Annotated in this window: 19 protein-coding genes; 5 read left to right on the top strand and 14 right to left on the bottom strand. The window is 61.0% G+C overall.

The features are described from left to right. Positions 1-42: 42 nt before the first annotated feature. The 3 genes from AC1DVV_RS04815 to AC1DVV_RS04825 form a co-directional block, all read right to left on the bottom strand. Positions 43-717, bottom strand: a complete 675-nt coding sequence (locus AC1DVV_RS04815) for a glutaredoxin family protein (RefSeq protein WP_457278731.1) — start codon at positions 715-717, stop codon at positions 43-45. A 52-nt stretch (positions 718-769) separates the two neighbouring features. After that, a complete protein-coding gene (locus tag AC1DVV_RS04820; protein ID WP_477702126.1) occupies positions 770-2,839 on the bottom strand; it encodes a M3 family metallopeptidase in 2,070 nt (689 codons plus the stop codon). 117 nt (positions 2,840-2,956) lie between these two features. After that, a complete protein-coding gene (locus tag AC1DVV_RS04825; RefSeq protein ID WP_477702125.1) occupies positions 2,957-3,433 on the bottom strand; it encodes a YhbY family RNA-binding protein in 477 nt (158 codons plus the stop codon). A gap of 42 nt (positions 3,434-3,475) precedes the next feature. Between AC1DVV_RS04825 and AC1DVV_RS04830 the strand changes: the two genes are divergently transcribed. The 4 genes from AC1DVV_RS04830 (at position 3,476) to glmM (ending at position 8,784) form a co-directional block, all read left to right on the top strand. Beyond that, positions 3,476-4,234 (top strand): RlmE family RNA methyltransferase, encoded by a 759-nt coding sequence (locus AC1DVV_RS04830; RefSeq protein WP_477667181.1) that lies wholly within the window; start codon positions 3,476-3,478, stop codon positions 4,232-4,234. A gap of 130 nt (positions 4,235-4,364) precedes the next feature. Next, positions 4,365-6,287, top strand: coding sequence for an ATP-dependent zinc metalloprotease FtsH (gene ftsH, locus AC1DVV_RS04835; protein ID WP_457278727.1), 1,923 nt, complete (start codon positions 4,365-4,367; stop codon positions 6,285-6,287). Between the two features lie 194 nt (positions 6,288-6,481). Beyond that, positions 6,482-7,339 (top strand): dihydropteroate synthase, encoded by an 858-nt coding sequence (folP, locus tag AC1DVV_RS04840; protein ID WP_457278726.1) that lies wholly within the window; start codon positions 6,482-6,484, stop codon positions 7,337-7,339. Positions 7,340-7,452: 113 nt separating this feature from the next. Beyond that, on the top strand, positions 7,453-8,784 hold the full coding sequence (gene glmM / locus AC1DVV_RS04845) for a phosphoglucosamine mutase (RefSeq protein WP_477702124.1): 1,332 nt from the start codon (positions 7,453-7,455) through the stop codon (positions 8,782-8,784). Positions 8,785-8,869: 85 nt separating this feature from the next. Here glmM and AC1DVV_RS04850 read toward each other — a convergent pair whose 3' ends face one another. The 11 genes from AC1DVV_RS04850 to AC1DVV_RS04900 all read right to left on the bottom strand — a co-directional run bounded on the left by AC1DVV_RS04850 (position 8,870) and on the right by AC1DVV_RS04900 (position 18,573). After that, positions 8,870-9,475 (bottom strand): DUF6151 family protein, encoded by a 606-nt coding sequence (locus AC1DVV_RS04850; RefSeq protein WP_477702123.1) that lies wholly within the window; start codon positions 9,473-9,475, stop codon positions 8,870-8,872. Then, positions 9,472-9,852, bottom strand: a complete 381-nt coding sequence (locus tag AC1DVV_RS04855; RefSeq protein WP_477702122.1) for a hypothetical protein — start codon at positions 9,850-9,852, stop codon at positions 9,472-9,474. The genes AC1DVV_RS04850 and AC1DVV_RS04855 overlap by 4 nt, the downstream gene beginning before the upstream one ends. Continuing rightward, the gene (locus tag AC1DVV_RS04860) at positions 9,840-10,265 is read right to left on the bottom strand and encodes a hypothetical protein (protein ID WP_477667185.1); all 426 of its coding nucleotides are present in this window, start codon (positions 10,263-10,265) and stop codon (positions 9,840-9,842) included. Before AC1DVV_RS04860 ends, AC1DVV_RS04855 begins: the two co-directional genes overlap by 13 nt. A gap of 49 nt (positions 10,266-10,314) precedes the next feature. Next, positions 10,315-10,638 (bottom strand): hypothetical protein, encoded by a 324-nt coding sequence (locus tag AC1DVV_RS04865; protein WP_477667186.1) that lies wholly within the window; start codon positions 10,636-10,638, stop codon positions 10,315-10,317. 165 nt (positions 10,639-10,803) lie between these two features. Further along, on the bottom strand, positions 10,804-12,255 hold the full coding sequence (locus AC1DVV_RS04870) for an aldehyde dehydrogenase family protein (protein WP_457278720.1): 1,452 nt from the start codon (positions 12,253-12,255) through the stop codon (positions 10,804-10,806). A 19-nt stretch (positions 12,256-12,274) separates the two neighbouring features. Then, positions 12,275-13,285, bottom strand: coding sequence for an amidohydrolase family protein (locus AC1DVV_RS04875; RefSeq protein WP_477667187.1), 1,011 nt, complete (start codon positions 13,283-13,285; stop codon positions 12,275-12,277). Between the two features lie 30 nt (positions 13,286-13,315). Continuing rightward, the gene (locus AC1DVV_RS04880; RefSeq protein WP_477667188.1) at positions 13,316-14,260 is read right to left on the bottom strand and encodes a YncE family protein; all 945 of its coding nucleotides are present in this window, start codon (positions 14,258-14,260) and stop codon (positions 13,316-13,318) included. Positions 14,261-14,351: 91 nt separating this feature from the next. Further along, entirely contained in the window at positions 14,352-15,269 is a 918-nt protein-coding gene (locus AC1DVV_RS04885) for a dihydrodipicolinate synthase family protein (RefSeq protein ID WP_477702121.1), read from the bottom strand. A gap of 5 nt (positions 15,270-15,274) precedes the next feature. After that, positions 15,275-16,447, bottom strand: coding sequence for an L-rhamnonate dehydratase (locus AC1DVV_RS04890; protein ID WP_457278716.1), 1,173 nt, complete (start codon positions 16,445-16,447; stop codon positions 15,275-15,277). 73 nt (positions 16,448-16,520) lie between these two features. Continuing rightward, positions 16,521-17,564, bottom strand: coding sequence for a 4-hydroxythreonine-4-phosphate dehydrogenase PdxA (locus tag AC1DVV_RS04895; RefSeq protein ID WP_457278715.1), 1,044 nt, complete (start codon positions 17,562-17,564; stop codon positions 16,521-16,523). 31 nt (positions 17,565-17,595) lie between these two features. Then, positions 17,596-18,573, bottom strand: coding sequence for a Bug family tripartite tricarboxylate transporter substrate binding protein (locus AC1DVV_RS04900; protein WP_457278714.1), 978 nt, complete (start codon positions 18,571-18,573; stop codon positions 17,596-17,598). Between the two features lie 144 nt (positions 18,574-18,717). Between AC1DVV_RS04900 and AC1DVV_RS04905 the strand changes: the two genes are divergently transcribed. After that, positions 18,718-19,650 (top strand): LysR family transcriptional regulator, encoded by a 933-nt coding sequence (locus AC1DVV_RS04905; RefSeq protein ID WP_457278713.1) that lies wholly within the window; start codon positions 18,718-18,720, stop codon positions 19,648-19,650. The last annotated feature ends 224 nt before the right edge of the window (positions 19,651-19,874 follow it).

Genomic DNA, 19,874 nt, shown 5'->3' on the forward strand with positions numbered 1-19,874 from the left:
ACGCCGGGCTGGTACCCGGCGTTTTGCATTTTCAGAGCCCGCTCAGAATTTGATGCCGGCAGGGTTGTTGGCCGTGGCGGCGGGTGGTGCCGCCGGAGCAGCCTGTTGGGATGGTGCGGCAGGAGCGGCTGGGGCGGTGCCCGCTGCTGGAGATTTGCTCACGGCGACCAGGGGTGTAGGCGCGGGGCGCTGGTAGGTGGCTGGCAATATGGACGCAGCAGGGTAGCCCGCTGCATTCAGGTACTGCGTCCACTCTGCGTCCGAATAGCCTTTGAGTTGCTGGGCGGCTATGGTCAGAAAGGGTAGCGATGCATCGCCGCTCACCCGCTGCAGGGCCGCAATATCTTCATTGGTGCTAACGGTTTTCTCGCTGAAGGGAATGCCACGGCTTATCAGCATGGCACGAGCGGAACCGCAGGGAATACATTTTTCGTTGGTGTACAACGTGACCGGGTATTTGCTGACAACCTGTCGCAATTCGAAAGGAAGACCTCCGGATGCTGCTCCACCACTTGACGCTGCGTTGGCAGCGCTAACCTTGCCGCTACTTGCCGCCGGCGGTGGCTGGTCGGAAAAGGTGACCTTGCCGTCGGGTCCCACGATGCGGTAGACCTGCTGCGCGTGTGACGGCAGCGCCATAAAAATTAAGCTTCCCCCAAGCAGCAGCATGGCCAGCAGGGCGTTAGGAGAGAAGGATCTAACAGCGTTTGATTTCATGGTTTCCCCAGTCAGTCTTGAATTTGAATTGAAGTGGCTTGGCTCAGGTGTTTCAAGCCATACCCTGGTGGCGCATCAGCGCGTCCAGCGTTGGCTCCCGGCCCCGGAAGGCCTTGAATGATTCCATGGCCGGACGGCTGCCCCCTGCTTCCAGGATGGCTTGCCGGTATTTTCGGCCTGTTTCTACATTAACGGTACCCGATCCTGTGCCGGCGTCAGTGTTTGTACCCGGATCGGCTGCAGGATGGGCGGACTCTTCAAACGCGGCATAAGCGTCGGCAGACAGGACTTCGGCCCATTTGTAGCTGTAATACCCGGCCGCATAACCACCGGAAAAAATGTGACTGAATGTATGCGCAGTACGGCTGTAGGCCGGGGCCGCAATGACAGCGACTTCGCGGCGCACCTCGTTCAGGAGATCCATCAGGTCGTCGGCTGGGTTGTGAGAGGTGTGCAGCAGCATGTCGAATAGTGAAAACTCGACCTGGCGCAGCGTTTGCATGCCGCTCTGGAAGTTTTTGGCGGCCAGCATCTTGTCGAACAGCTCGCGCGGCAGGGCAGCGCCGGTGTCCACGTGGGCGGTCATGTGCCTGAGCACTTCCCACTCCCAGCAAAAGTTTTCCATGAACTGGCTGGGAAGCTCGACGGCGTCCCATTCGACGCCGCTGATGCCGGAAACGTCCCGTTCGTTGACCTGGGTGAGCATGTGGTGCAGCCCGTGGCCGAATTCGTGGAACAGCGTGGTCACGTCGTCGTGCGTGAGCAGGGCTGGCTTGCCGCCCACGCCTTCGGCAAAATTGCAGACGAGATGCGCCACCGGGGTTTGTAGCTTGCCGTTGTCGGGGCGCAGCCAGCGGGTGCGCACATCATCCATCCAGGCGCCGCCGCGTTTGCCGTTGCGGGCGGGCTGGTCCAGGTAGAACTGGCCCACGAGCTGGCCGTTGCGCTCGATACGGAAAAACTCTACGCCAGGCTTCCACACGGGTGCCGAGTCCTTGCGGATGGCGACTTCAAACAGTGTTTCCACGATCCTGAAGAGGCCTGCCAGCACTTTGGGGGCAGTGAAGTACTGTTTGACTTCCTGTTCACTGAAGGCGTAGCGCGCTTCCTTGAGTTTTTCGCCGATGTAGGCGTAGTCCCAGGCTTGCGGGTCGGCCAGGCCCAACTGGGTGGTGGCAAAGGCGCGCAGGTCGGTAACATCCTTTTCGGCATAGGGTCGGGCGCGCCGGGCAAGGTCACGCAAAAACGTGATGACCTCGTCGGGGGACTTGGCCATCTTGGCGACCACCGAGACCTCGCCGAAATTACGGTAGCCCAGCAGCTTCGCCTCTTCGAGGCGCAGCGCAAGGATTTCCTTCATGATGGCGCTGTTGTCGAATTTGCTGAACTCGGGTGCGGCCTGGTCGCTGGCGCGGGTGGTGTAGGCCTTGTAAAAGGTTTCGCGCAGTTTGCTGCTTTTGGCAAACTGCATGACAGGCAGGTAGCTTGGCATTTTCAGGCTGAGGCGGTAGCCGGTCTTGCCTTCGGACTGGGCCTGGTTGCGTGCTGTTTCAAGCACGTCTGCAGGAATGCCCTCAACCTCGGCTTCTGTCGCGTAATAGGCAAATGCGTCGGTGGCGTCCAGGGCGTTCTCGCTGAATTTCTGGTTCAGCTCGGCCTGGCGTTCCTGAATCTCGGCAAAACGGTCGCGGTCGGCGCCCTTCAGTTCCGCACCCGACAGCACAAAGTTGCGAATGGCGTTTTTATGGGCCTGGCGCTGCTCGGTGTTCAGGGTGGCCACGTCGATGGCTTTGTATTTGGCGTAAAGGCGCTCATCGGCGCCCAGGCGGGTCCAGAACTCAGTCACGCGCGGCAGGGCGGCGTTGTAGGCCGCGCGCAGCTCCGGCGTGTCGGCCACGCTGTTGAGGTGGCTCACGGCGCCCCAAGCGCGGCCCAGGTTCTCGGTGGCCACGTCCAGCACGCCGGCGATACCGCTCCATGAGGCCGGAAAATCCGCTGCCGTGACATGCTCAAGGGCGCTTTCAGCCTTGGCCAGCAGCTCGTCGAGGGCTGGCGCCACATGCTCGGGCTGAATCCGGTCAAACAGGGGAAGGTCGGAGAAGTCGAGAAGGGGATTGGTCATGACGTACAGCTGTGGGCGAAAGTCTCGAATCTAAAGGCCTGGGGCTACCGGGCCAGGAAGAATGTGCCTGTCGGGGCGCTATCGGGGCAATTACCCCGTGCCTTGCGGGCGGGGAACTCAGCCCTGTGCACTCTTCTTGACGCTTTTCAATTGGGGTTTTTTGGCGCGTTTGACGGTGCCGCCGGGCGTGAGGCGCTGGTTGCCGAGCACGCGCAGGGTTTTGACTTCGGGGCGCTGGCCGTAGCGGGAGCTGTTTTTCAGTACCTTGACATCACGGGGGCCGGGCATGCGGTCTTCATTGACCTTCTTTTCCTTTTCCGGCATTGGGCGCCACAGGACCAGCAGCTTGCCGATATGCTGGATGGGGGCGGCGTTGAGTTCATCTGCCAGGTTCTGGAAAATCGCTTCTCGGCCGGCGCGGTCGTCTGATTGAACCCGCACCTTGATGAGGCCGTGCGCGTTCAGGGCCGCCTCGGTTTCTTTCTTGACGGCAGCGGTCAGGCCATCGGAGCCGATCATCACCACTGCGTTCAGGTGATGGGCATCGGCGCGGTGATCCTTGCGCTGGGCGGGGGTAAGTTGTATTTGAGCCATGACCCAATTATCGGGGGAGTCGGGAAGAGGACAATAGACCCCATGAAAGTAAATGCCAAGACCGACTTCAAACCCGGCACCCAGACCGACGCGAAGGCCGCTGCCAAAGCCGTATCGAAAGCCAGTGCGAAAGGGAAAAAGGTCAACAAGGCGTGGTTGCACGACCACATCAACGACCCCTACGTCAAATTGGCCCAAAAAGAGGGCTACCGGGCCAGGGCCGCTTACAAATTGAAGGAAATTGACGAAACCTTCGGCCTGATCCGGCCGGGGGACTGCGTGGTCGACCTGGGTAGCACGCCCGGGGCCTGGAGCCAGTATGTGCGGCGCAAGCTGTCACCCACCGGCGCGGCGGCGGGGGAGCTCAACGGCCGCATCATCGGGCTGGACCTGCTGCCCATGGAGCCGATCGAGGGGGTGACTTTTATCCAGGGCGACTTCCGGGAGGTGGAGGTGCTGCAGAAGCTGGAGCAGGCGCTGGCCTCGTCCGAAGGGCAGATCCGGGTCGATCTTGTGATCTCGGACATGGCGCCCAACCTGTCGGGTATTGAATCGGCCGATGCGGCCCGGATTGCCCACCTCATAGAGCTGGCCGTGGAATTTGCCCAGAACCGGATGAAACCGGATGGCACGCTGGTGGTGAAGCTTTTTCACGGCAGTGGATACGATCAGCTCGTGAAGCTTTTCAAGGACACCTTCAAGACGGTCAAGCCCCTCAAACCCAAGGCCTCGCGCCCCGGGTCGTCGGAGATTTTCCTGATTGGCAGAGGACTTAAAAGGCGCGCTGACGCTGCACAATGAGTGCGATACGGTGGCAAAAATCACCTAAACCCGCTTCAAACATGGGGCTGGCAGGGGATTACGCGGTTTTTGCCCTTGAAACGCCTAAAATCAGGCGCATGTGACTTTTGTTCTTATACCGGAGTAGTCCTTGAACAATCAGTGGTTTTCCAAAATTGCAATCTGGCTGGTTATCGCCATGGTGCTGTTTACCGTATTCAAGCAATTTGATCCACGCGGTAGCGCCGGCTCAAACTACCTGGGTTACTCCGAGTTCCTGGAAGAGGTGCGCGGCAAGCGCATCAAGCAGGCCACCATCGCCGAAGGCCAGGGCGGCACCGAGATTTCCGCAACCACGGTGGATGATCGCAAGGTTCGCACCACCGCAACCTACCTTGACCGCGGCCTCGTCGGCGACCTGATCGCCAACGACGTGAAGTTTGACGTCAAGCCCCGCGAAGAAACCTCCCTGCTCACGTCCCTGCTGATCAGCTGGGGCCCCATGCTGCTGCTGATCGGCGTGTGGATTTATTTCATGCGGCAGATGCAGGGCGGCGGCAAGGGCGGGGCTTTCAGCTTCGGTAAATCCAAGGCGCGCCTGCTCGATGAATCCACCAATCCAGTGACTTTTGCCGACGTGGCGGGCTGCGACGAAGCCAAGGAAGAAGTCAAGGAAGTGGTCGACTTCCTGAAAGACCCCGCCAAATTCCAGAAACTGGGTGGCCGTATTCCGCGTGGCTTGCTGCTGGTTGGCCCTCCGGGCACCGGTAAAACCCTGCTGGCCAAGAGCATTGCCGGCGAAGCAAAAGTTCCGTTTTTCTCGATTTCCGGCTCTGACTTCGTTGAAATGTTCGTCGGTGTGGGTGCGTCGCGTGTGCGCGACATGTTCGACAACGCCAAGAAAAACGCGCCTTGCATCATCTTTATCGATGAAATCGACGCAGTCGGCCGCCAGCGCGGCGCGGGCCTGGGCGGCGGCAATGACGAACGCGAGCAGACCCTGAACCAGATGCTGGTCGAGATGGATGGTTTTGAAACCAATGTCGGCGTGATCGTGGTGGCTGCCACCAACCGTCCCGACATCCTGGACGCCGCCTTGCTTCGTCCCGGCCGTTTTGACCGCCAGGTCTATGTGACGCTGCCCGATATCCGCGGCCGCGAGCAGATCCTGAATGTGCACATGCGCAAGGTTCCGCTCGGCCAGGATGTGAGCCCCGGGGTCATCGCCCGCGGCACGCCCGGCATGTCGGGCGCTGACCTGGCCAACCTGTGCAACGAAGCCGCCCTGATGGCTGCACGCCGCAACGCGCGCACCGTCGAGATGCAGGACTTCGAAAAAGCCAAAGACAAGATACTGATGGGCCCCGAGCGCAAGAGCATGGTCATGCCCGAAGAAGAGCGCCGCAACACGGCCTACCATGAGTCCGGTCACGCGCTGCTCGGCAAGATGCTGCCGAAGTGCGATCCGGTTCACAAGGTCACCATTATTCCGCGCGGCCGTGCACTGGGCGTGACCATGAGCCTGCCGGCGCAAGACCGCTACAGCTATGACCGCGAGTACATGCTGAGCCAGATCAGCATGCTGTTTGGCGGCCGTATCGCCGAAGAAGTCTTCATGAACCAGATGACCACGGGCGCCAGCAACGACTTTGAACGTGCCACAGCGCTGGCCCGCGACATGGTCACCCGTTACGGCATGACCGAGGCCCTGGGCCCCATGGTGTACGCGGAAAATGAAGGCGAAGTGTTTTTGGGCCGTTCAGTCACCAAGACCAACAACATGAGCGAGTCGACCCTGCAAAAGGTGGACGGCGAAGTACGCCGCATCATCGACCAGCAGTACGCCCAGGCGCGCAAGCTGATCGAGGACAACCAGGACAAGATGCATGCCATGGCCAAGGCCTTGCTCGAATGGGAAACCATTGACGGCGACCAGCTGGACGACATCATGGCCGGCAAGGAACCCCGGCCGCCCAAGGACTGGACGCCGCGCAATTCGTCGGTAGGCGGCGGTAGCGGTCCCAGCGGCGGTACACCTGCTGTCAGTACCGATCCGGCACCTACGGTAGCCTGATTCCTCCACAAGCATGAAGACGACTGCCAGGCAGTCATCACAACCGGGGCCAGTCCCCGGTTTTTTCATGGTGGAGAACATGGCTCCTGGGCTTGCCACTTTGTATGGCTTCGGCAACGCACCGTTCGTTGCGCGGTATTGCATTGCTTACCGGCCTGTGGTTTAACCCTTCATTCGTTTCGGGACATCCATCCATGATCTGGCAAACCTCCCGCTTTCAGATTGATCTGTCCAAGCCGCGCGTCATGGGTATCGTCAATGTCACGCCCGACTCATTTTCGGATGGGGGCAGGTATTTCACCCTCGGTGGTGGTTTTTCAGGCGTCTTTGCTCATTGTGAGAAATTGATCCGGGATGGCGCCGACATGCTGGACATTGGCGGTGAATCAAGCCGGCCTGGCGCACCGCCCGTACCACTGGAGGAAGAGCTTGAACGGGTGCTGCCTGTGGTTCGCCATGCGGTCAGCCTCGGTGTGCCGCTGTCGGTCGACACGTACAAACCTGAAGTGATGCAGGCTGTGCTCGACCTGGGCGCCGATGTCATCAACGACATCTGGGCCCTGCGCAAACCGGGTGCGGTGCAGGTGGTGGCGCAGCACCCGAATTGCGGTGTCTGTCTGATGCACATGCATCGCGAACCGCAGACCATGCAGGTTGCCCCCATGGAGGGCGATGTGGTGCCGCAGGTGATGGCTTTTCTGGAAAGCGCCGCATCTGGCCTGCAGGCCGCTGGCGTTGATAAATCCCGCATCGTGCTGGATGTGGGTGTGGGCTTTGGTAAAACCGTGGCGCAGAATTTCGCGTTGCTCGCGCGGCAGCAGGAGTTCCTCGCCACCGGTTATCCGTTGCTGGCCGCCTGGTCGCGCAAATCGTCTTTGGCCGCCGTAACCAGCACCTCGCTCGCGACTGTCGCCCAGCTCGACGTGACCGACCGCATGGTACCCAGCGTAGCGGCCGCCTTGCTGGCGGTGGACCGAGGCGCCCGTATCGTGCGTGTGCATGATGTGCGTGAGACTGTGCAGGCCCTGAAGGTATGGATGGCAGCGCGCTAGCAGTTTTGTCGCTATCCGGCAAAGATGGCGGCTTTGGCCGACAAAGGGCTGTACGGGGCACCTAAAATAGGCCCCTGTTTCAAGAACAACAAGCTCCACAGGGACAAAACTCCATGACCAGAAAATACTTCGGCACCGACGGCATTCGCGGAACGGTGGGCCAGCCGCCCATCACGCCCGACTTCGTCTTACGGCTTGCGCACGCGGTCGGCCGGGTCCTTCGCAAGACCGAATCCCGCCCTACGGTGCTGATCGGCAAGGACACCCGCATTTCCGGCTACATGCTGGAAAGCGCGCTGGAGTCCGGCTTCAACTCCGCCGGCGTCGATGTAGTGCTGCTCGGCCCCTTGCCTACGCCGGGTGTGGCCTACCTCACGCGGGCCCAACGCGCCAGCCTGGGGGTCGTCATCAGTGCGAGCCACAACGCCTACCCTGACAACGGCATCAAGTTTTTCAGCGCGCAGGGCACCAAGCTCGATGATGCGTGGGAACTGGCCGTGGAAGCTGCGCTCGACGAGCCACCCGTCTGGGCCGATTCTGCGACTTTGGGCAAAGCCCGCCGTCTTGATGATGCGGCAGGACGTTATACCGAATTTTGCAAAAGCACCTTTGCCAATGACCTGACGCTTCGCGGCCTGAAGATCGTGGTCGACGGTGCCCACGGTGCGGCTTATCACATCGCCCCCATGGTCTTTCATGAACTGGGCGCTGAAGTCATTGCCATCGGCTGCGCACCCGACGGCCTCAACATCAACCACGAAGTCGGTGCGACGCACCCCGAGGCGCTGATAGCCAAGGTCAAGGCCAGCAAGGCGGACTACGGCATTGCGCTGGACGGCGACGCCGACCGGCTGCAGATCGTGGACGCCGAAGGCCGGCTTTTCAACGGCGACGAGGTGTTGTATCTGATGGTCAACGAGCGGCTGGCGCGCGGCGAGAAAGTACCCGGCACCGTGGGCACCCTGATGACCAATATGGCCGTGGAAGTCGCGTTGAAAGCCAAAGGCGTGGAATTTGTACGCGCCAAGGTTGGCGACCGCTACGTGCTCGAGGAGCTTGAAAAACGTGGCTGGCTGCTGGGCGGTGAGGGCTCAGGCCACCTGCTGGCACTCGACAAGCACACCACCGGTGACGGCCTCATCAGCGCGCTGCAGGTGTTGCAGGCCTGTGTGCGCAGCAAGAAAACTCTGGCCCAGCTGCTCAGCGATGTGGTGTTGTTCCCGCAGACGCTGGTCAACGTGCGCCTCAAGCCCGACCAGGACTGGCAGAGCAGCAAACCCTTGGCCGACATGACCAAAACGGTGGAAGCCGAGCTGGGCGACACCGGCCGCCTGTTGATTCGTGCCAGTGGCACCGAGCCGCTGCTGCGTGTGATGGTCGAAGCGCGCGATGCGGCCCAGGCGAAAAGCTGCGCCGAGCGGGTGGCGGATACGGTGCGGTCCTGAGCGATTTATTCCGAGAAATAGCGGCTGCAATCCTTTAAGGTCGGGCGCAGGCAGCTATTAAATCTATAGCGCCTCGTAAAACAGGCTAGGAAGCCTCTACGGCCTCCATCAAGCGGGCCCGCTCATCCGGCGTGAGCACCTTGGGTGATACGCGTGGCATCCCATCATCCGGGTTAAAGAAGGGCGTGATCTTGTAGCCGCCATTGAGCCTCGTGCGTATCAGTGTCGCCATGAACCGGAGGATGGACACGGTGGTGCTGACCGGCATGGCTTCGGGGTTACCTTTGGCGCTCTTCATGCCGACTTTCATGCGCACAAGGCCGAAGGCGGCGTCGAGACTTGTTGACGGATCTTTCAGGCAGTTGTGCAGCAGGCCGACATGCGAGACCTTGAAGTCACGCGAGGTGTTGCCGATCGGTGTGTTGCAACAGCTGGCATACCAGCGCAACATGCCCTTGTCACTGAGCGACATGCAGGTGAGCGCCTCCTGGCCGTGGGTGAAGGTGACGTGTTGGGGCAGCGTGGCGACCACGTCCGATCCGCCCATTTCATCCAGAATCTCGTCGGCTTTGCCCAGAAAGTGGGCGTAGGCCTGGCAGTCTTTGCAGTAGCAGACGCCTCTACAGACAGTTTCGGTGTGGCTGACGTAGCCTCGTAGGGTGCCGCATCGGCATTGCAATGGATGGTTCATTCAGGAAGCTTGTTGTTTTTGAACTGATCCTCTTTGCAAGCATTCTGGCGCTTCTTCACGTGGAAGCCAATCTCCGATAGGGAACTGAAGTACCGGTTTGGCTCCATACCGCGTACCTCGGCAATCGCTACCTCAAAGGTATCCATGACTGGATCTTCACCGGATGCGAGCTCAAGTTTGTATTCGCCATTTTCGACAACGAAGCCAAACAGCCTTCGCTTATTGGGTCGAACAAAGCGCGGCTTCAGCCACGACCCGTCTTCTGCATAGAAGGAGAAAACCCCGTTCTCGACATCTATAGCCTCGTACCTACGCTCTGCTGCTATCTCGTTTTCCAGCACTGCAACCATGCCGTCTTCCGCAATTACGAACAGCATGTGAGGCTCCTGTCTAGGCGAAAAGTATGCGATGCCAGCAACCACAACACCACCGGTAACAGCAGCGCAGCAGCAACCACTTCCGAAAGAATAGTGACGTTGGCGATCAGGGGATGAAGTTCGATGGGAGCCAGTGCATAGTGGCCCAGGCCATCAAAGCCCATCACAGCGTACACAGCCATCAGCAGAAGGCCCGAGGCCATGAATCTCTTGCGTATCAGAAGCAGGCCGACCACACCCACAGAGGTGATAGCCGCCCACACCGCATAGACCTGTGCGCGTGTCAGCCAGGCCGGTAGGTTGGGGTATTCGCAGATGAACTCGGCGTTGTGGCTGAAGTGGCCAAGGCTGGTGAGGAAGTAGGCCGTAGTCAGTGCGAGAAGTATCTTTGGGATGTGGTTGAGTTGGAGCATGGATGCACTCTTTGAATGATCGACATGGATGATGCGTAAGCCCGCGCGTCTATTTTCCGAATCCGAAAAGCGGCATGGCTAAGGCAAAAGCGGACAAGAACAGTGCGATGAGGCCCAGGCGGCGAACCATGACGCGATTTTCGGCGAGGCTTCCGGGACGAAGCCTGGCTTGAACTGCCAGTCCCACCAGGAAAGCAGGGAAGGTCGCAATAGCCGCGCCAAACCACAAACTTTCAAACCAACGGGGGAACTGTGGAAATGCCAGGCCGGCAAGCGCACCAGCAATCTGCGCGCCAAACACGATCACTGTCAATGCGCGAACAGGCTGAAGGTCGGCCCACGAGTATTGGAAACCGAACTGGGATTCTTTCATGGGCGAGTCGATGGTTGGTTGAGCAGCTGAAGGGTGATCTGACCGATTCTATGGAGCTTTTACCTCGCATCAGATATTTCAGCGCTCTGCACCGGCTGGCTGAAGCGCCGTTGCGACACGTCCTGGAGAGACGGTGCCGCGCCGGGCATCGTCTCTTCTTGATCCTCAAGCCAGCGTATATGCCGTCTTCACCGTCGTGAAAAACTCCTGCGCATACTTGCCCTGCTCACGCGGGCCGTAGCTGGAGCCCTTGCGGCCGCCAAACGGCACGTGGTAGTCCACACCGGCGGTTGGGAGGTTCACCATGACCATGCCGGCCTGGCTGTGGCGCTTGAAGTGGGTCGCGTATTTGAGGCTGGTGGTGGCGATGCCAGCTGACAGGCCGAATGGCGTGTCATTGGCAGCGGCGAGTGCGGCCTCGTAGTCCTTCACCCGGATGATGCTGGCAACGGGACCGAAAATTTCTTCGCGGTTGATGCGCATGCCGGCGGTGCTTTCGCTGAAAAGCGCTGGTGTCATGAAGTAGCCTTCGGCGCCGCTGCCGGTGTGACAACGTACGCGGTCACCGCCAAATGACAAGGTCGCGCCTTCCTGCTGGCCGATGGCGATGTAGCTTAAGTCCTGCTCCAGCTGGGCTTGTGAAGAAACCGGGCCGATGTCGGTTCCGGCAGTCAGGGCGTCGCCCACCTTGATGCGGGCCATGCGTTCCTGAAGCGCCTTGACGAAAGCAGGGTAAATGCCTTCGGTCACGATGAGGCGGCTTGATGCTGTGCAGCGTTGCCCAGTGGAGTAAAAAGCGCTCTGTGCGCTGAGTTCCACGGCCTGGGTCAGGTCGGCGTCGTCCAGGATGACCTGCGGGTTCTTGCCGCCCATTTCGAGCTGCACCTTCTTGAGGTTTTTCGCGCAAACCTCAGCAATGCGGCTGCCCACGCCGACCGAGCCGGTAAAGCTGATGGCATTGACGCCCGGATGGTTGACCAGCGCATCGCCGATGACGCGGCCGGGCCCCATCACCAGGTTGAACACGCCCGCCGGAATACCTGAGCGCGAGATGATTTCGGCCAGGGCCCAGGCACTGCCTGGAACCAGGTCTGCCGGCTTGAGCACCACGCAATTGCCGAAGGCCAGCGCCGGCGCAATCTTCCAGGCCGGGATGGCAATGGGGAAATTCCACGGCGTGATCAGGCCGACGACGCCCACGGGTTCACGCGTGATTTCCACGCCGATGCCCGGGCGAACCGACGGCATGGTTTCACCGCCCAGGCGCAGGCATTCGCCGGCAAAGAATTTGAAGATGTGGCCAGCGCGGGTGGCTTCGCCAATGCCTTCAGGTTTGGTCTTGCCTTCTTCGCGCGAGAGCAGGGTGCCCAGCTCTTCGCGGCGTGCCAGGATTTCAGTGCCGATCTTGTCGAGCGCATCGGAACGGGCCTGGATGCCCGAGGTAGACCAGGCCGGGAAGGCGGCCTGTGCGGCCTGCACGGCGGCATCCAGCCCTGCGGCGTCGGCCTGTGTGTACTCGCCGATCACGTCGGCGAGATTACTGGGGTTCAGGTTCGGGCTGTAGCTGCTGCCGGCCAGCCATTGGCCGGCGATGAGGTTGTCGTGTTTGGTGGACATGAGGTGGCTCCAGAAGAAATCAGGGTTGATCAGGGGCGAGAGGGCGCGCAGGTTGCGGGAATGCCACAGGCGGCGCCACATCAATCGCGTAGAAACGCAAGGCGTTATCGCACATCATCGCATGTTGCTGGTTTGCCGGCAGGTGGTCCAGCATGCCGGCCACACTGCCAACCAGGTCCGGATAGTTTATGCGCAGGCCCGCCACCGGAAAGTTGCTGGCAAACATGCAGCGCTGCCAGCCGAAAATGGCCACCGTCTCGCGCACGATGCGCGCGTTTTCGTGCCAGTCCCAAGGCTGGCCGCGCAGGCCGAACTCGGAAAGCTTGACGTGTACGTTTTCCTGCCGGGCCAGCGTTTCCATCCAGCCGCGCCAGCGTTTGAGGCCTTCTTCGCTGCGGTCCCAGGCAAAGCCGTGGTGGTTCAGGGCGATGGGCACTTTCGGAAACATCGCTGCCACGGTAGCCGCTTCGGGCAAGTGCCAGGCGGGCACGCGCAGGTCCCACCGCAGGCCGAATTTCTCCAGCAATGAAAAGCCGCGCAGCCAGTTTTCGTGTTGCATGGTGCCTGCCTGCCCTTTGACGCTTTGGTCCGCTGCGGCCGATGTGACAGGTTTGCTGCGGATGCCGCGCACCAGCGGAAACTGCGACTGCGCAAGGAGGCATTCCCCGCTATCAGGCCGGTCAAACCAGGCGTGCGCCACGATGGCATTCGGAAACCCGTGCCTGGCGTTGACCTCATGCAGCCATGCAGTTTCTGCAACCTGCTCAAGGCGGCTGCGCTCGGCTTCCACATGCACGGTTGCCACCACGTCGCAAGGCCCTACAGCGGCCCGGTAGTCCGTTGCGAGGAAATCCCGGCAAATCGGCCGGTAGTCGCCAAGGAAGAAGGCGCCAGGATCGTACGCTTCCTGCAACCAGGGGTAGTGGCCTTTCGACAGGTCCCACAGGTGGTGATGTGCGTCGACGACGGGCCCTGTAAACGCCTTCACAGGTGCGGGCAGTGAGGTGGGCGATGTGCCTGTGCTCTTCATGAACCGGGAGTGGATACAGACCTTGCTGAATCAATGCCGCCAGACGTAGGACGAATCAGGCTCACGCAGCGTCCTGATTTCCTGCTCGAACGCAAAGCTGTCCAGATTGAGGCGGCGCACCGTCTCGTCCTGAAACGAGATGTAGACCGCCCGGTCCACCGGGTGAAACGACAAGGCCAGCGGGTTGCTGGGCAAGGCAAAGCAGCGCTGCTCCTGCAGGTCCAGGCCGAATATCGACAGCGAATGCTCGCCCGAGTTGGTGGTGAGCAGCAGGTCCTGGCCTTGCGCGCCCTGGAAGCGGTAGACCCGGTTGGGGTCGCGCCGTGTCTTGCCTGAGGCTACGACTTTCATGCTGGCTGTGTCGACCGCGACGATGGTGTCGTCTCCGCGGTTGGCCACGTACAGCAGCGACTCGTCAGCCGACAGCACATTGCCCTCGGGCACCGGGCCGGGCATCATGGCGACCGGTGTGAAGGTCGGATCGTTCGGCTTGATTTTGGTGACGGTGTTCGACAGCAGGTTCAGTGCATAAGCTGTCTGTGCATCTTGCGTCAGCGCAAACAGGTGCGTCTTGTAGCCGCCCGAAGACACAGCCAGGTCCGGTACATGCACCTTTGCCGGGTCTGAAAAGCGCAGCAACACGTTGTGCGCCTCAGACATCACGAACAGGCGGCCCTGGCCGTCCACTGTTAAGCCATGCGGCCGGTAATACGGCCAAAGGTTCAGGGTGGCCACATGCTCGCGTTTGTCCAGGTCAATCACAAAGACCGAGTGCCCACCTGCGTCTCCCAGATGGCTGGCGGTTTCGATGCCGTAGTGGCCCACGTAAGCAAGCCGGCGCACCGGGTCTACCGTGAACTCGTGCGGAAAGTTGGGCAAGACGATGTGTTCTTCCGTCTGGCCGGTGGCCAGGTCGTAAAAGCTGAAGGTATGGGCGCATTTCTGCACCAGCAAGAGTGTTTCCCGAAGGGGCATGGTTGTCCTGAAGATGGGGGAGCCTGAAAGGAAACAGAGAGAGAAAAAGAGAGAGAGAAAGAGAACGCGTGAAGGGGCCAGCCAAAGCCGTTTACCTGCCCCAGCGTAGCACCAGCGGGTCCAGCCGCTGCGCGGTGGCGATCAACCCCTTGCGAACCTCAGGGTGCATGGCGGGAAACGGATGGCGCGGCGCTTCACAGGCGATCACGCTTCCTTCCTTCATCAAGGCCTTGGCCGTCAAGATGCCGCCCTGGCGGTTTTCATAGTTGATCAGCGGCAGCCAGCGTGTGTACTCGGCAATGGCTTCATCCCGCTTGCCGGCGACCCATGCATCCACGATCCTGCGAATGCCGTCCGGGTAGCCGCCACCTGTCATCGCACCGGTGGCGCCGGCTTCCAGGTCGGGCAGCAGGGTAATGGCTTCTTCGCCGTCCCACGGGCCCTCAATCGCGTCGCCGCCCAGCCGAATCAACTCGCGCAGCTTGGAGGCCGCACCCGGCGTTTCGATCTTGAAGTAGGCCACATTGCGGATCTCTTTGGCCATGCGTGCCAGGAAGGTTGCCGACAGCGTCGTGCCGCTGACAGGTGCGTCCTGGACCATGATGGGAATGTCAATGGCGGCCGACAGCGTGGCGAAGAACTCATAAGTCTTTTCTTCCGTCACGCGGATGGTGGCACCGTGGTACGGCGGCATCACCATGACCATGGCCGCGCCCAGGTCCTGCGCGCGGCGGCTGCGTTCGGCGCACACCCGGGTGCCGAAATGCGTGGTCGTCACAATCACCGGCACGCGGCCCGCTACGTGCTTGAGGATGGCCGCGGTGAGGACTTCCCGCTCGTCATCGGACAGTACAAACTGTTCCGAGAAATTGGCCAGGATGCACAGGCCCGTCGATCCCGCATCGATCATGAAATCAACACAGCGCTTCTGGCTTTCCAGATCGAGCTCGCCCGCATCAGTGAAAGTGGTGGGAACCACCGGGAACACGCCCGTGTATCTTGCTTTCATGCCGATCATTCGACGATGTTGAAGTCTTTGAGGAACTCGGTCTTCATCGTCAGGCCCAGGCCGGGCTTGTTGTCATCGAGCTGCAGGAAGCCGTTCTCCGCCACCGGTTCTCCGTCAAAGATGTAATAGAACAGCTCGTTGCCAACTTCCACGTCGAACATCGGAAAGTACTCGCTCATGGGCGAGGCGAGGGTGCTCATGGTCAGGTGGTAGTTGTGCATCTGCCCGGCGTGCGGAATCACCGGCACGCTGTACGCCTCGCACAACGCGTTGATCTTGTGCGCCGCCGTGATGCCGCCCACACGGTTGGTGTCGTACTGCACGACCGACACGGCTTTCTTGTCCAGCAGCTGTTTGAAGCCATAAAGGCTGAATTCATGCTCGCCGCCTGAGATCGGGATGCTGGTGAGCTGATTGAGCTCGGCATAACCGTCGATGTCGTCAGCAATGACAGGTTCTTCCACCCAGCGCGGCTGAAATTTTTCCAGCTTGGGCAGCATGCGCTTGGCGTACTCCAGGTTCCAGCCCATGTAGCACTCCATCATCAGGTCGTTGTCGTAACCAATGACTTCGCGGATCGCCTCGACGGCTTTCAGGTTTTCAGCTACGCCCTTGGTGCCGTGCGCCGGGCCGTAGCCAAAGCGCGACTTGAACATGGTGAAACCCTGGTCCAGGTATTTCTGCGCTTCGTCCTGCATGGCCTTGATGTCGGTACGGTAGAGCTTGGAGTAGTAGCAGGGGATTTTTTCCTTGGTGCGGCCGCCCAGCAGCTTGAACACCGGCTTGTTGACCGACTTGCCCAGGATGTCCCAGATGGCGAGGTCGACTGCCGAAATCGCGGCCATGGTCACGCCCTTGCGGCCCCAGGCGTGGGTGCTGCGGTACATGCGCTGCCACAGGTATTCGTAGTCCCAGGGGTCCTGGCCCAGCACCAGCGGCGTGAGGTACTGGTCGATGATGGCTTTGGCGATGTGCGGCGCCAGCGCGACGTTGCCCAGGCCGACGATGCCGTCGTCGGTTTCGATCTCGACCACCGTCCACGAATGGAAGCGGAAGGTGCTCATGGACTCTGTCTTTGAGTAGACGAGGTCCATGGCGTTGGAGCAGAAATTGCCTTGCGGTGGAACGGTCTTGCCTTTCCACTCGAATACACGTGCGCGGACTGATTTGATCTTCATTTAAAGGTCCTGTGTGAGATGAATCTTTCGAGCCCTCCCCTGGAAGGGGAGGGTTGGGGTGGGGTGAGCCGTATTACTCCCTTTGGGGAGGCGCCGCCAGGCGTCCTCCCATGCGGCAGGCGATGCGAAAAGCGTTGAGCGTGGCGTTGACATCGGCCACGCCCTGGCCGGCGATGTCATACGCTGTGCCATGCGCCGGCGTGGTGATGGGCACCGGCAGGCCACCCTGCACGGTGACGCCCTTGCTGAAGCCCATGAGCTTGATGGCGATCTGGCCCTGGTCGTGGTACATGGTGACGATGGCCTGGTACTGGCCGGCCTGCGCTTTCAGGAAGATGGTGTCGGCCGGGAAGGGGCCGTCTACCGGCACGCCGCCGGCTCGCAGTTCGGCCACCGCCGGTTCGATGATGTCGATTTCTTCGCGGCCGCAGACACCGCCGTCGCCACCATGTGGGTTGAACGCCGCCACCGCTACTTTTGGGCTGTTGTTGCCGCTGGCCTTGAGCGATGCGTAAATCAAGCGGGTCGCGTCGACGATGCGCTCCTTGCTGAGCATGGCCGCTGCGTCTTTCAGCGGAATGTGCGAAGACACACGCGCGGTCCACAAGTCGCCCAGGGTATTGAACTCGCAGAAGTAGCCGGTCACGCCCAGGTATTCGGCAAAGTGGTGCAGCTCGTCTTCATGCTTCAGGCCGCCCAGCTTCATGGCCTGCTTGTTCAGCGGGGCAAAGCAGATGGCGTCGACTTCGCCGCGTTTGGCGCCGTCCATGCAGAGGTTGAGTACCTGCAGCACTGCGGCGCCGCAGGCGGCTTGCGCCTGGCTGCGCTGTACTTGCGCTGGCTGAATCGTGTCTGTGGCCAGGAAGGCGGGCAGGCTGCTGTCGGCACGGTTGCGCACTTCGGCCAAGCTGCTCACGGCTTGCGTTGCCACCGCCTGTTGGGCCGTGGCCTGGCCTTGTTGCCAGAGCCAGGCGTCGCCCACCAGCACGATGTTGGCGCCCGCCGTGATGCCGGGCTGACTCAGCAGCCGGGCAATCAGCTCGGGGCCTATGCCGGCCGCGTCGCCCAGTGTCAGTGCGACGACAGGCACCGGTTCTGTTGTCTGCTGCTTGCTCATGTCATCTTTTCCTTGTTCAGGATCATCAAAATCAGTCCAGCTTGATGTTTTTCTTGGCGATCAGGTCACCATAGCGCTTGTTCTCGTCATTATGAAATTGCGCGAACTGCGCCTGCGTCATGGGCGTCAGGTCCGCGCCGATCGCACCCAGCCGGGCTTGTGTTTCCGGCATCGCCAGGACCTTGGTGACCTCGGCGTAGACACGTTCCTGCACCGCCTTGGGCGTGGCTGCCGGCATGTAGATGCCGTACCAGGCGCTCATCTCGACACCCTTCACGCCGGCTTCGGCCATGGTGGGCACATTGGGAAGCTGCGGGTTGCGTTTCGCGCTGGCCACCGCCAATGGTTTGATGCGTCCGTTCTTGATCTGGCCGATCACCGAGGGCATGGTGTCAAAGCTCAGCTGCACCTGGCCGCCGACGAGGTCGATCAGCGCCGGGCCGCTGCCGCGATAGGGGATGTGCGTGATGAAAACGCCGGCCTGGTCCTTGAAGAGCTCGGCCGCGATGTGTTGCGTGCTGCCCGAGCCGCTGGTGGCGTAGTTGAGCTGGCCGGGTTTTGATTTGGCCAGCTTGATGAGCGACTGCACCGAATCTACCGGCAGGGCGTTGTTGACCACCAGCACATTGGGCACCGCGCCGACAAACACCACGGGCACCAGGTCCTTGTTGTTGTCATAGCCGAGTTTCAGCAGGTGCGGGGCAATCGCATGCGCGGTCGAAACACCCATCAGCAGGGTATGGCCGTCGGTCGCCTTGGCCGTCAGGTCGGCCGCCAGCGTGTTGGAGGCGCCGGGGCGGTTCTCGACCACCACCGGCTGCTTGAGCAGGGGCCCCAGCCGGTCTGCGACCGCGCGGGCCATGGCGTCGGTGCCGCCGCCGGGGGCCGATCCCACCAGGATGCGTACCGGCTTGCTGGGCCAGTCTTGCGCCAGCGCGGGGAAGGCGGCGGCCATCGCGGCAGCCGCCAGCAGCGCCGGGAGGAATGTAAAGGGTTTCAGGCGGGGCATTGTCTTTGTCTCCGGGTCTTTGTGCGGGAAAGCTTGAACGAATGCCTCGATGGTAGGGATGGCAACACTTAACGTAAATTGAAAATACCTGATTATTTGATAACCTATGGTGATCAATTGAATTGACCCCCTGAAAGACCGCCGATGCCCGACACTTCACCTGGCTCCTCCATTCCCCAGCTGCTCAACCGTCTGCGCATGCGCCAGGTCGCACTCATCCTGGCCGTGGGTGAACACGGTACCTTGCGCAAAGCTTCTGCGGAACTGGGCATGACCCAGCCGGCCGCCACCAAGATGATCCAGGAGCTGGAGTCCGCGCTGGGCCAGCGCCTGTTCGAGCGGGTGGGGCGCGGGCAAAAGCTCACGCCGGCCGGCGCCAGCGCATTGCGCTATTTCCGCGGCATGCGCGGTTCCATCGAGTCCATGACCCGTGAGCTGGCCGAGCTGCAGCTGGGCAGCTCCGGTCGGGTGTCGGTCGGCAGCATCATGGCGCCGTCGCCAAACTTGTTGACACACGCGATCATCGCGCTCAAAAAAGCTTACCCGCTGCTGTCGGTCGATGTCATGCTGGACACCAGCGACCGGCTGTTCGAGCTGCTGCGCGAAGGCGTGCTTGACGTTGCCATCGGGCGCATTCGCGACGAGCACCGGGCTGACTACGCCTTCACCCCGCTTGAAAATGAGGCGCTGGCCGTGGTGGCTGGCGTGCACCATCCGCTGGGGCAAAAAAAGGCGGTGAAGTTTGCCAGCCTGCTGGACTACCCATGGATATTGCAGCCCAAAGGCAGCCCGATGCGTGAGGTGCTGGAGCAGGAGTTCCGCATGTTGCAGGCGCCCACGCCCAAGGGCCTGATCGAAACCGCGTCCATCCTCACGACGACCAACCTGATTGCCGAAACCGACATGGTGGGCGTCATGCCGCAGTCGATTGCCGAGAACTACGCCCGGCATGGCCTGCTCAAGATCCTGCCCTGCTTCATCCAGCACAAGATGGAAGCGTTTGGCTCCATCACCCGCAAGGACAGGCCGATGAGCGACGCGGCACGGTTTTTCCTGGCGGCGCTGCACCAGAAATAGCCGCCGGAGGCCGATGGCAATCCGCTGCGGAGAAATTTCCTGAAAATTGCGGGCCTTGGTCCACGGAGTGAGCGCCGGCCGCTATGAGATATGCGTCAATGCCGGCGAAGAACAGAAATTGAAATCGGCGTGTGTGGTCATGGATGAACACTCCATGACCTGGATCAAGCTTTTGCCCCGTGCCATTGCTTACGCTTGGCGTATTGCCAACATTGGAAGCACAC

The sequence above is a fragment of the Polaromonas sp. P3_B4 genome, from assembly GCF_056402835.1.

What these genes read in the sequence shown, in the direction of transcription:
- AC1DVV_RS04815 (WP_457278731.1), bottom strand. Translation starts at nt 717, where the DNA reads ATGAAATCAAACGCTGTTAGATCCTTCTCTCCTAACGCCCTGCTGGCC.
- AC1DVV_RS04820 (WP_477702126.1), bottom strand. Translation starts at nt 2,839, where the DNA reads ATGACCAATCCCCTTCTCGACTTCTCCGACCTTCCCCTGTTTGACCGG.
- AC1DVV_RS04825 (WP_477702125.1), bottom strand. Translation starts at nt 3,433, where the DNA reads ATGGCTCAAATACAACTTACCCCCGCCCAGCGCAAGGATCACCGCGCC.
- AC1DVV_RS04830 (WP_477667181.1), top strand. Translation starts at nt 3,476, where the DNA reads ATGAAAGTAAATGCCAAGACCGACTTCAAACCCGGCACCCAGACCGAC.
- folP (WP_457278726.1), top strand. Translation starts at nt 6,482, where the DNA reads ATGATCTGGCAAACCTCCCGCTTTCAGATTGATCTGTCCAAGCCGCGC.
- glmM (WP_477702124.1), top strand. Translation starts at nt 7,453, where the DNA reads ATGACCAGAAAATACTTCGGCACCGACGGCATTCGCGGAACGGTGGGC.
- AC1DVV_RS04850 (WP_477702123.1), bottom strand. Translation starts at nt 9,475, where the DNA reads ATGAACCATCCATTGCAATGCCGATGCGGCACCCTACGAGGCTACGTC.
- AC1DVV_RS04855 (WP_477702122.1), bottom strand. Translation starts at nt 9,852, where the DNA reads ATGCTGTTCGTAATTGCGGAAGACGGCATGGTTGCAGTGCTGGAAAAC.
- AC1DVV_RS04860 (WP_477667185.1), bottom strand. Translation starts at nt 10,265, where the DNA reads ATGCTCCAACTCAACCACATCCCAAAGATACTTCTCGCACTGACTACG.
- AC1DVV_RS04865 (WP_477667186.1), bottom strand. Translation starts at nt 10,638, where the DNA reads ATGAAAGAATCCCAGTTCGGTTTCCAATACTCGTGGGCCGACCTTCAG.
- AC1DVV_RS04870 (WP_457278720.1), bottom strand. Translation starts at nt 12,255, where the DNA reads ATGTCCACCAAACACGACAACCTCATCGCCGGCCAATGGCTGGCCGGC.
- AC1DVV_RS04875 (WP_477667187.1), bottom strand. Translation starts at nt 13,285, where the DNA reads ATGAAGAGCACAGGCACATCGCCCACCTCACTGCCCGCACCTGTGAAG.
- AC1DVV_RS04880 (WP_477667188.1), bottom strand. Translation starts at nt 14,260, where the DNA reads ATGCCCCTTCGGGAAACACTCTTGCTGGTGCAGAAATGCGCCCATACC.
- AC1DVV_RS04885 (WP_477702121.1), bottom strand. Translation starts at nt 15,269, where the DNA reads ATGAAAGCAAGATACACGGGCGTGTTCCCGGTGGTTCCCACCACTTTC.
- AC1DVV_RS04890 (WP_457278716.1), bottom strand. Translation starts at nt 16,447, where the DNA reads ATGAAGATCAAATCAGTCCGCGCACGTGTATTCGAGTGGAAAGGCAAG.
- AC1DVV_RS04895 (WP_457278715.1), bottom strand. Translation starts at nt 17,564, where the DNA reads ATGAGCAAGCAGCAGACAACAGAACCGGTGCCTGTCGTCGCACTGACA.
- AC1DVV_RS04900 (WP_457278714.1), bottom strand. Translation starts at nt 18,573, where the DNA reads ATGCCCCGCCTGAAACCCTTTACATTCCTCCCGGCGCTGCTGGCGGCT.
- AC1DVV_RS04905 (WP_457278713.1), top strand. Translation starts at nt 18,718, where the DNA reads ATGCCCGACACTTCACCTGGCTCCTCCATTCCCCAGCTGCTCAACCGT.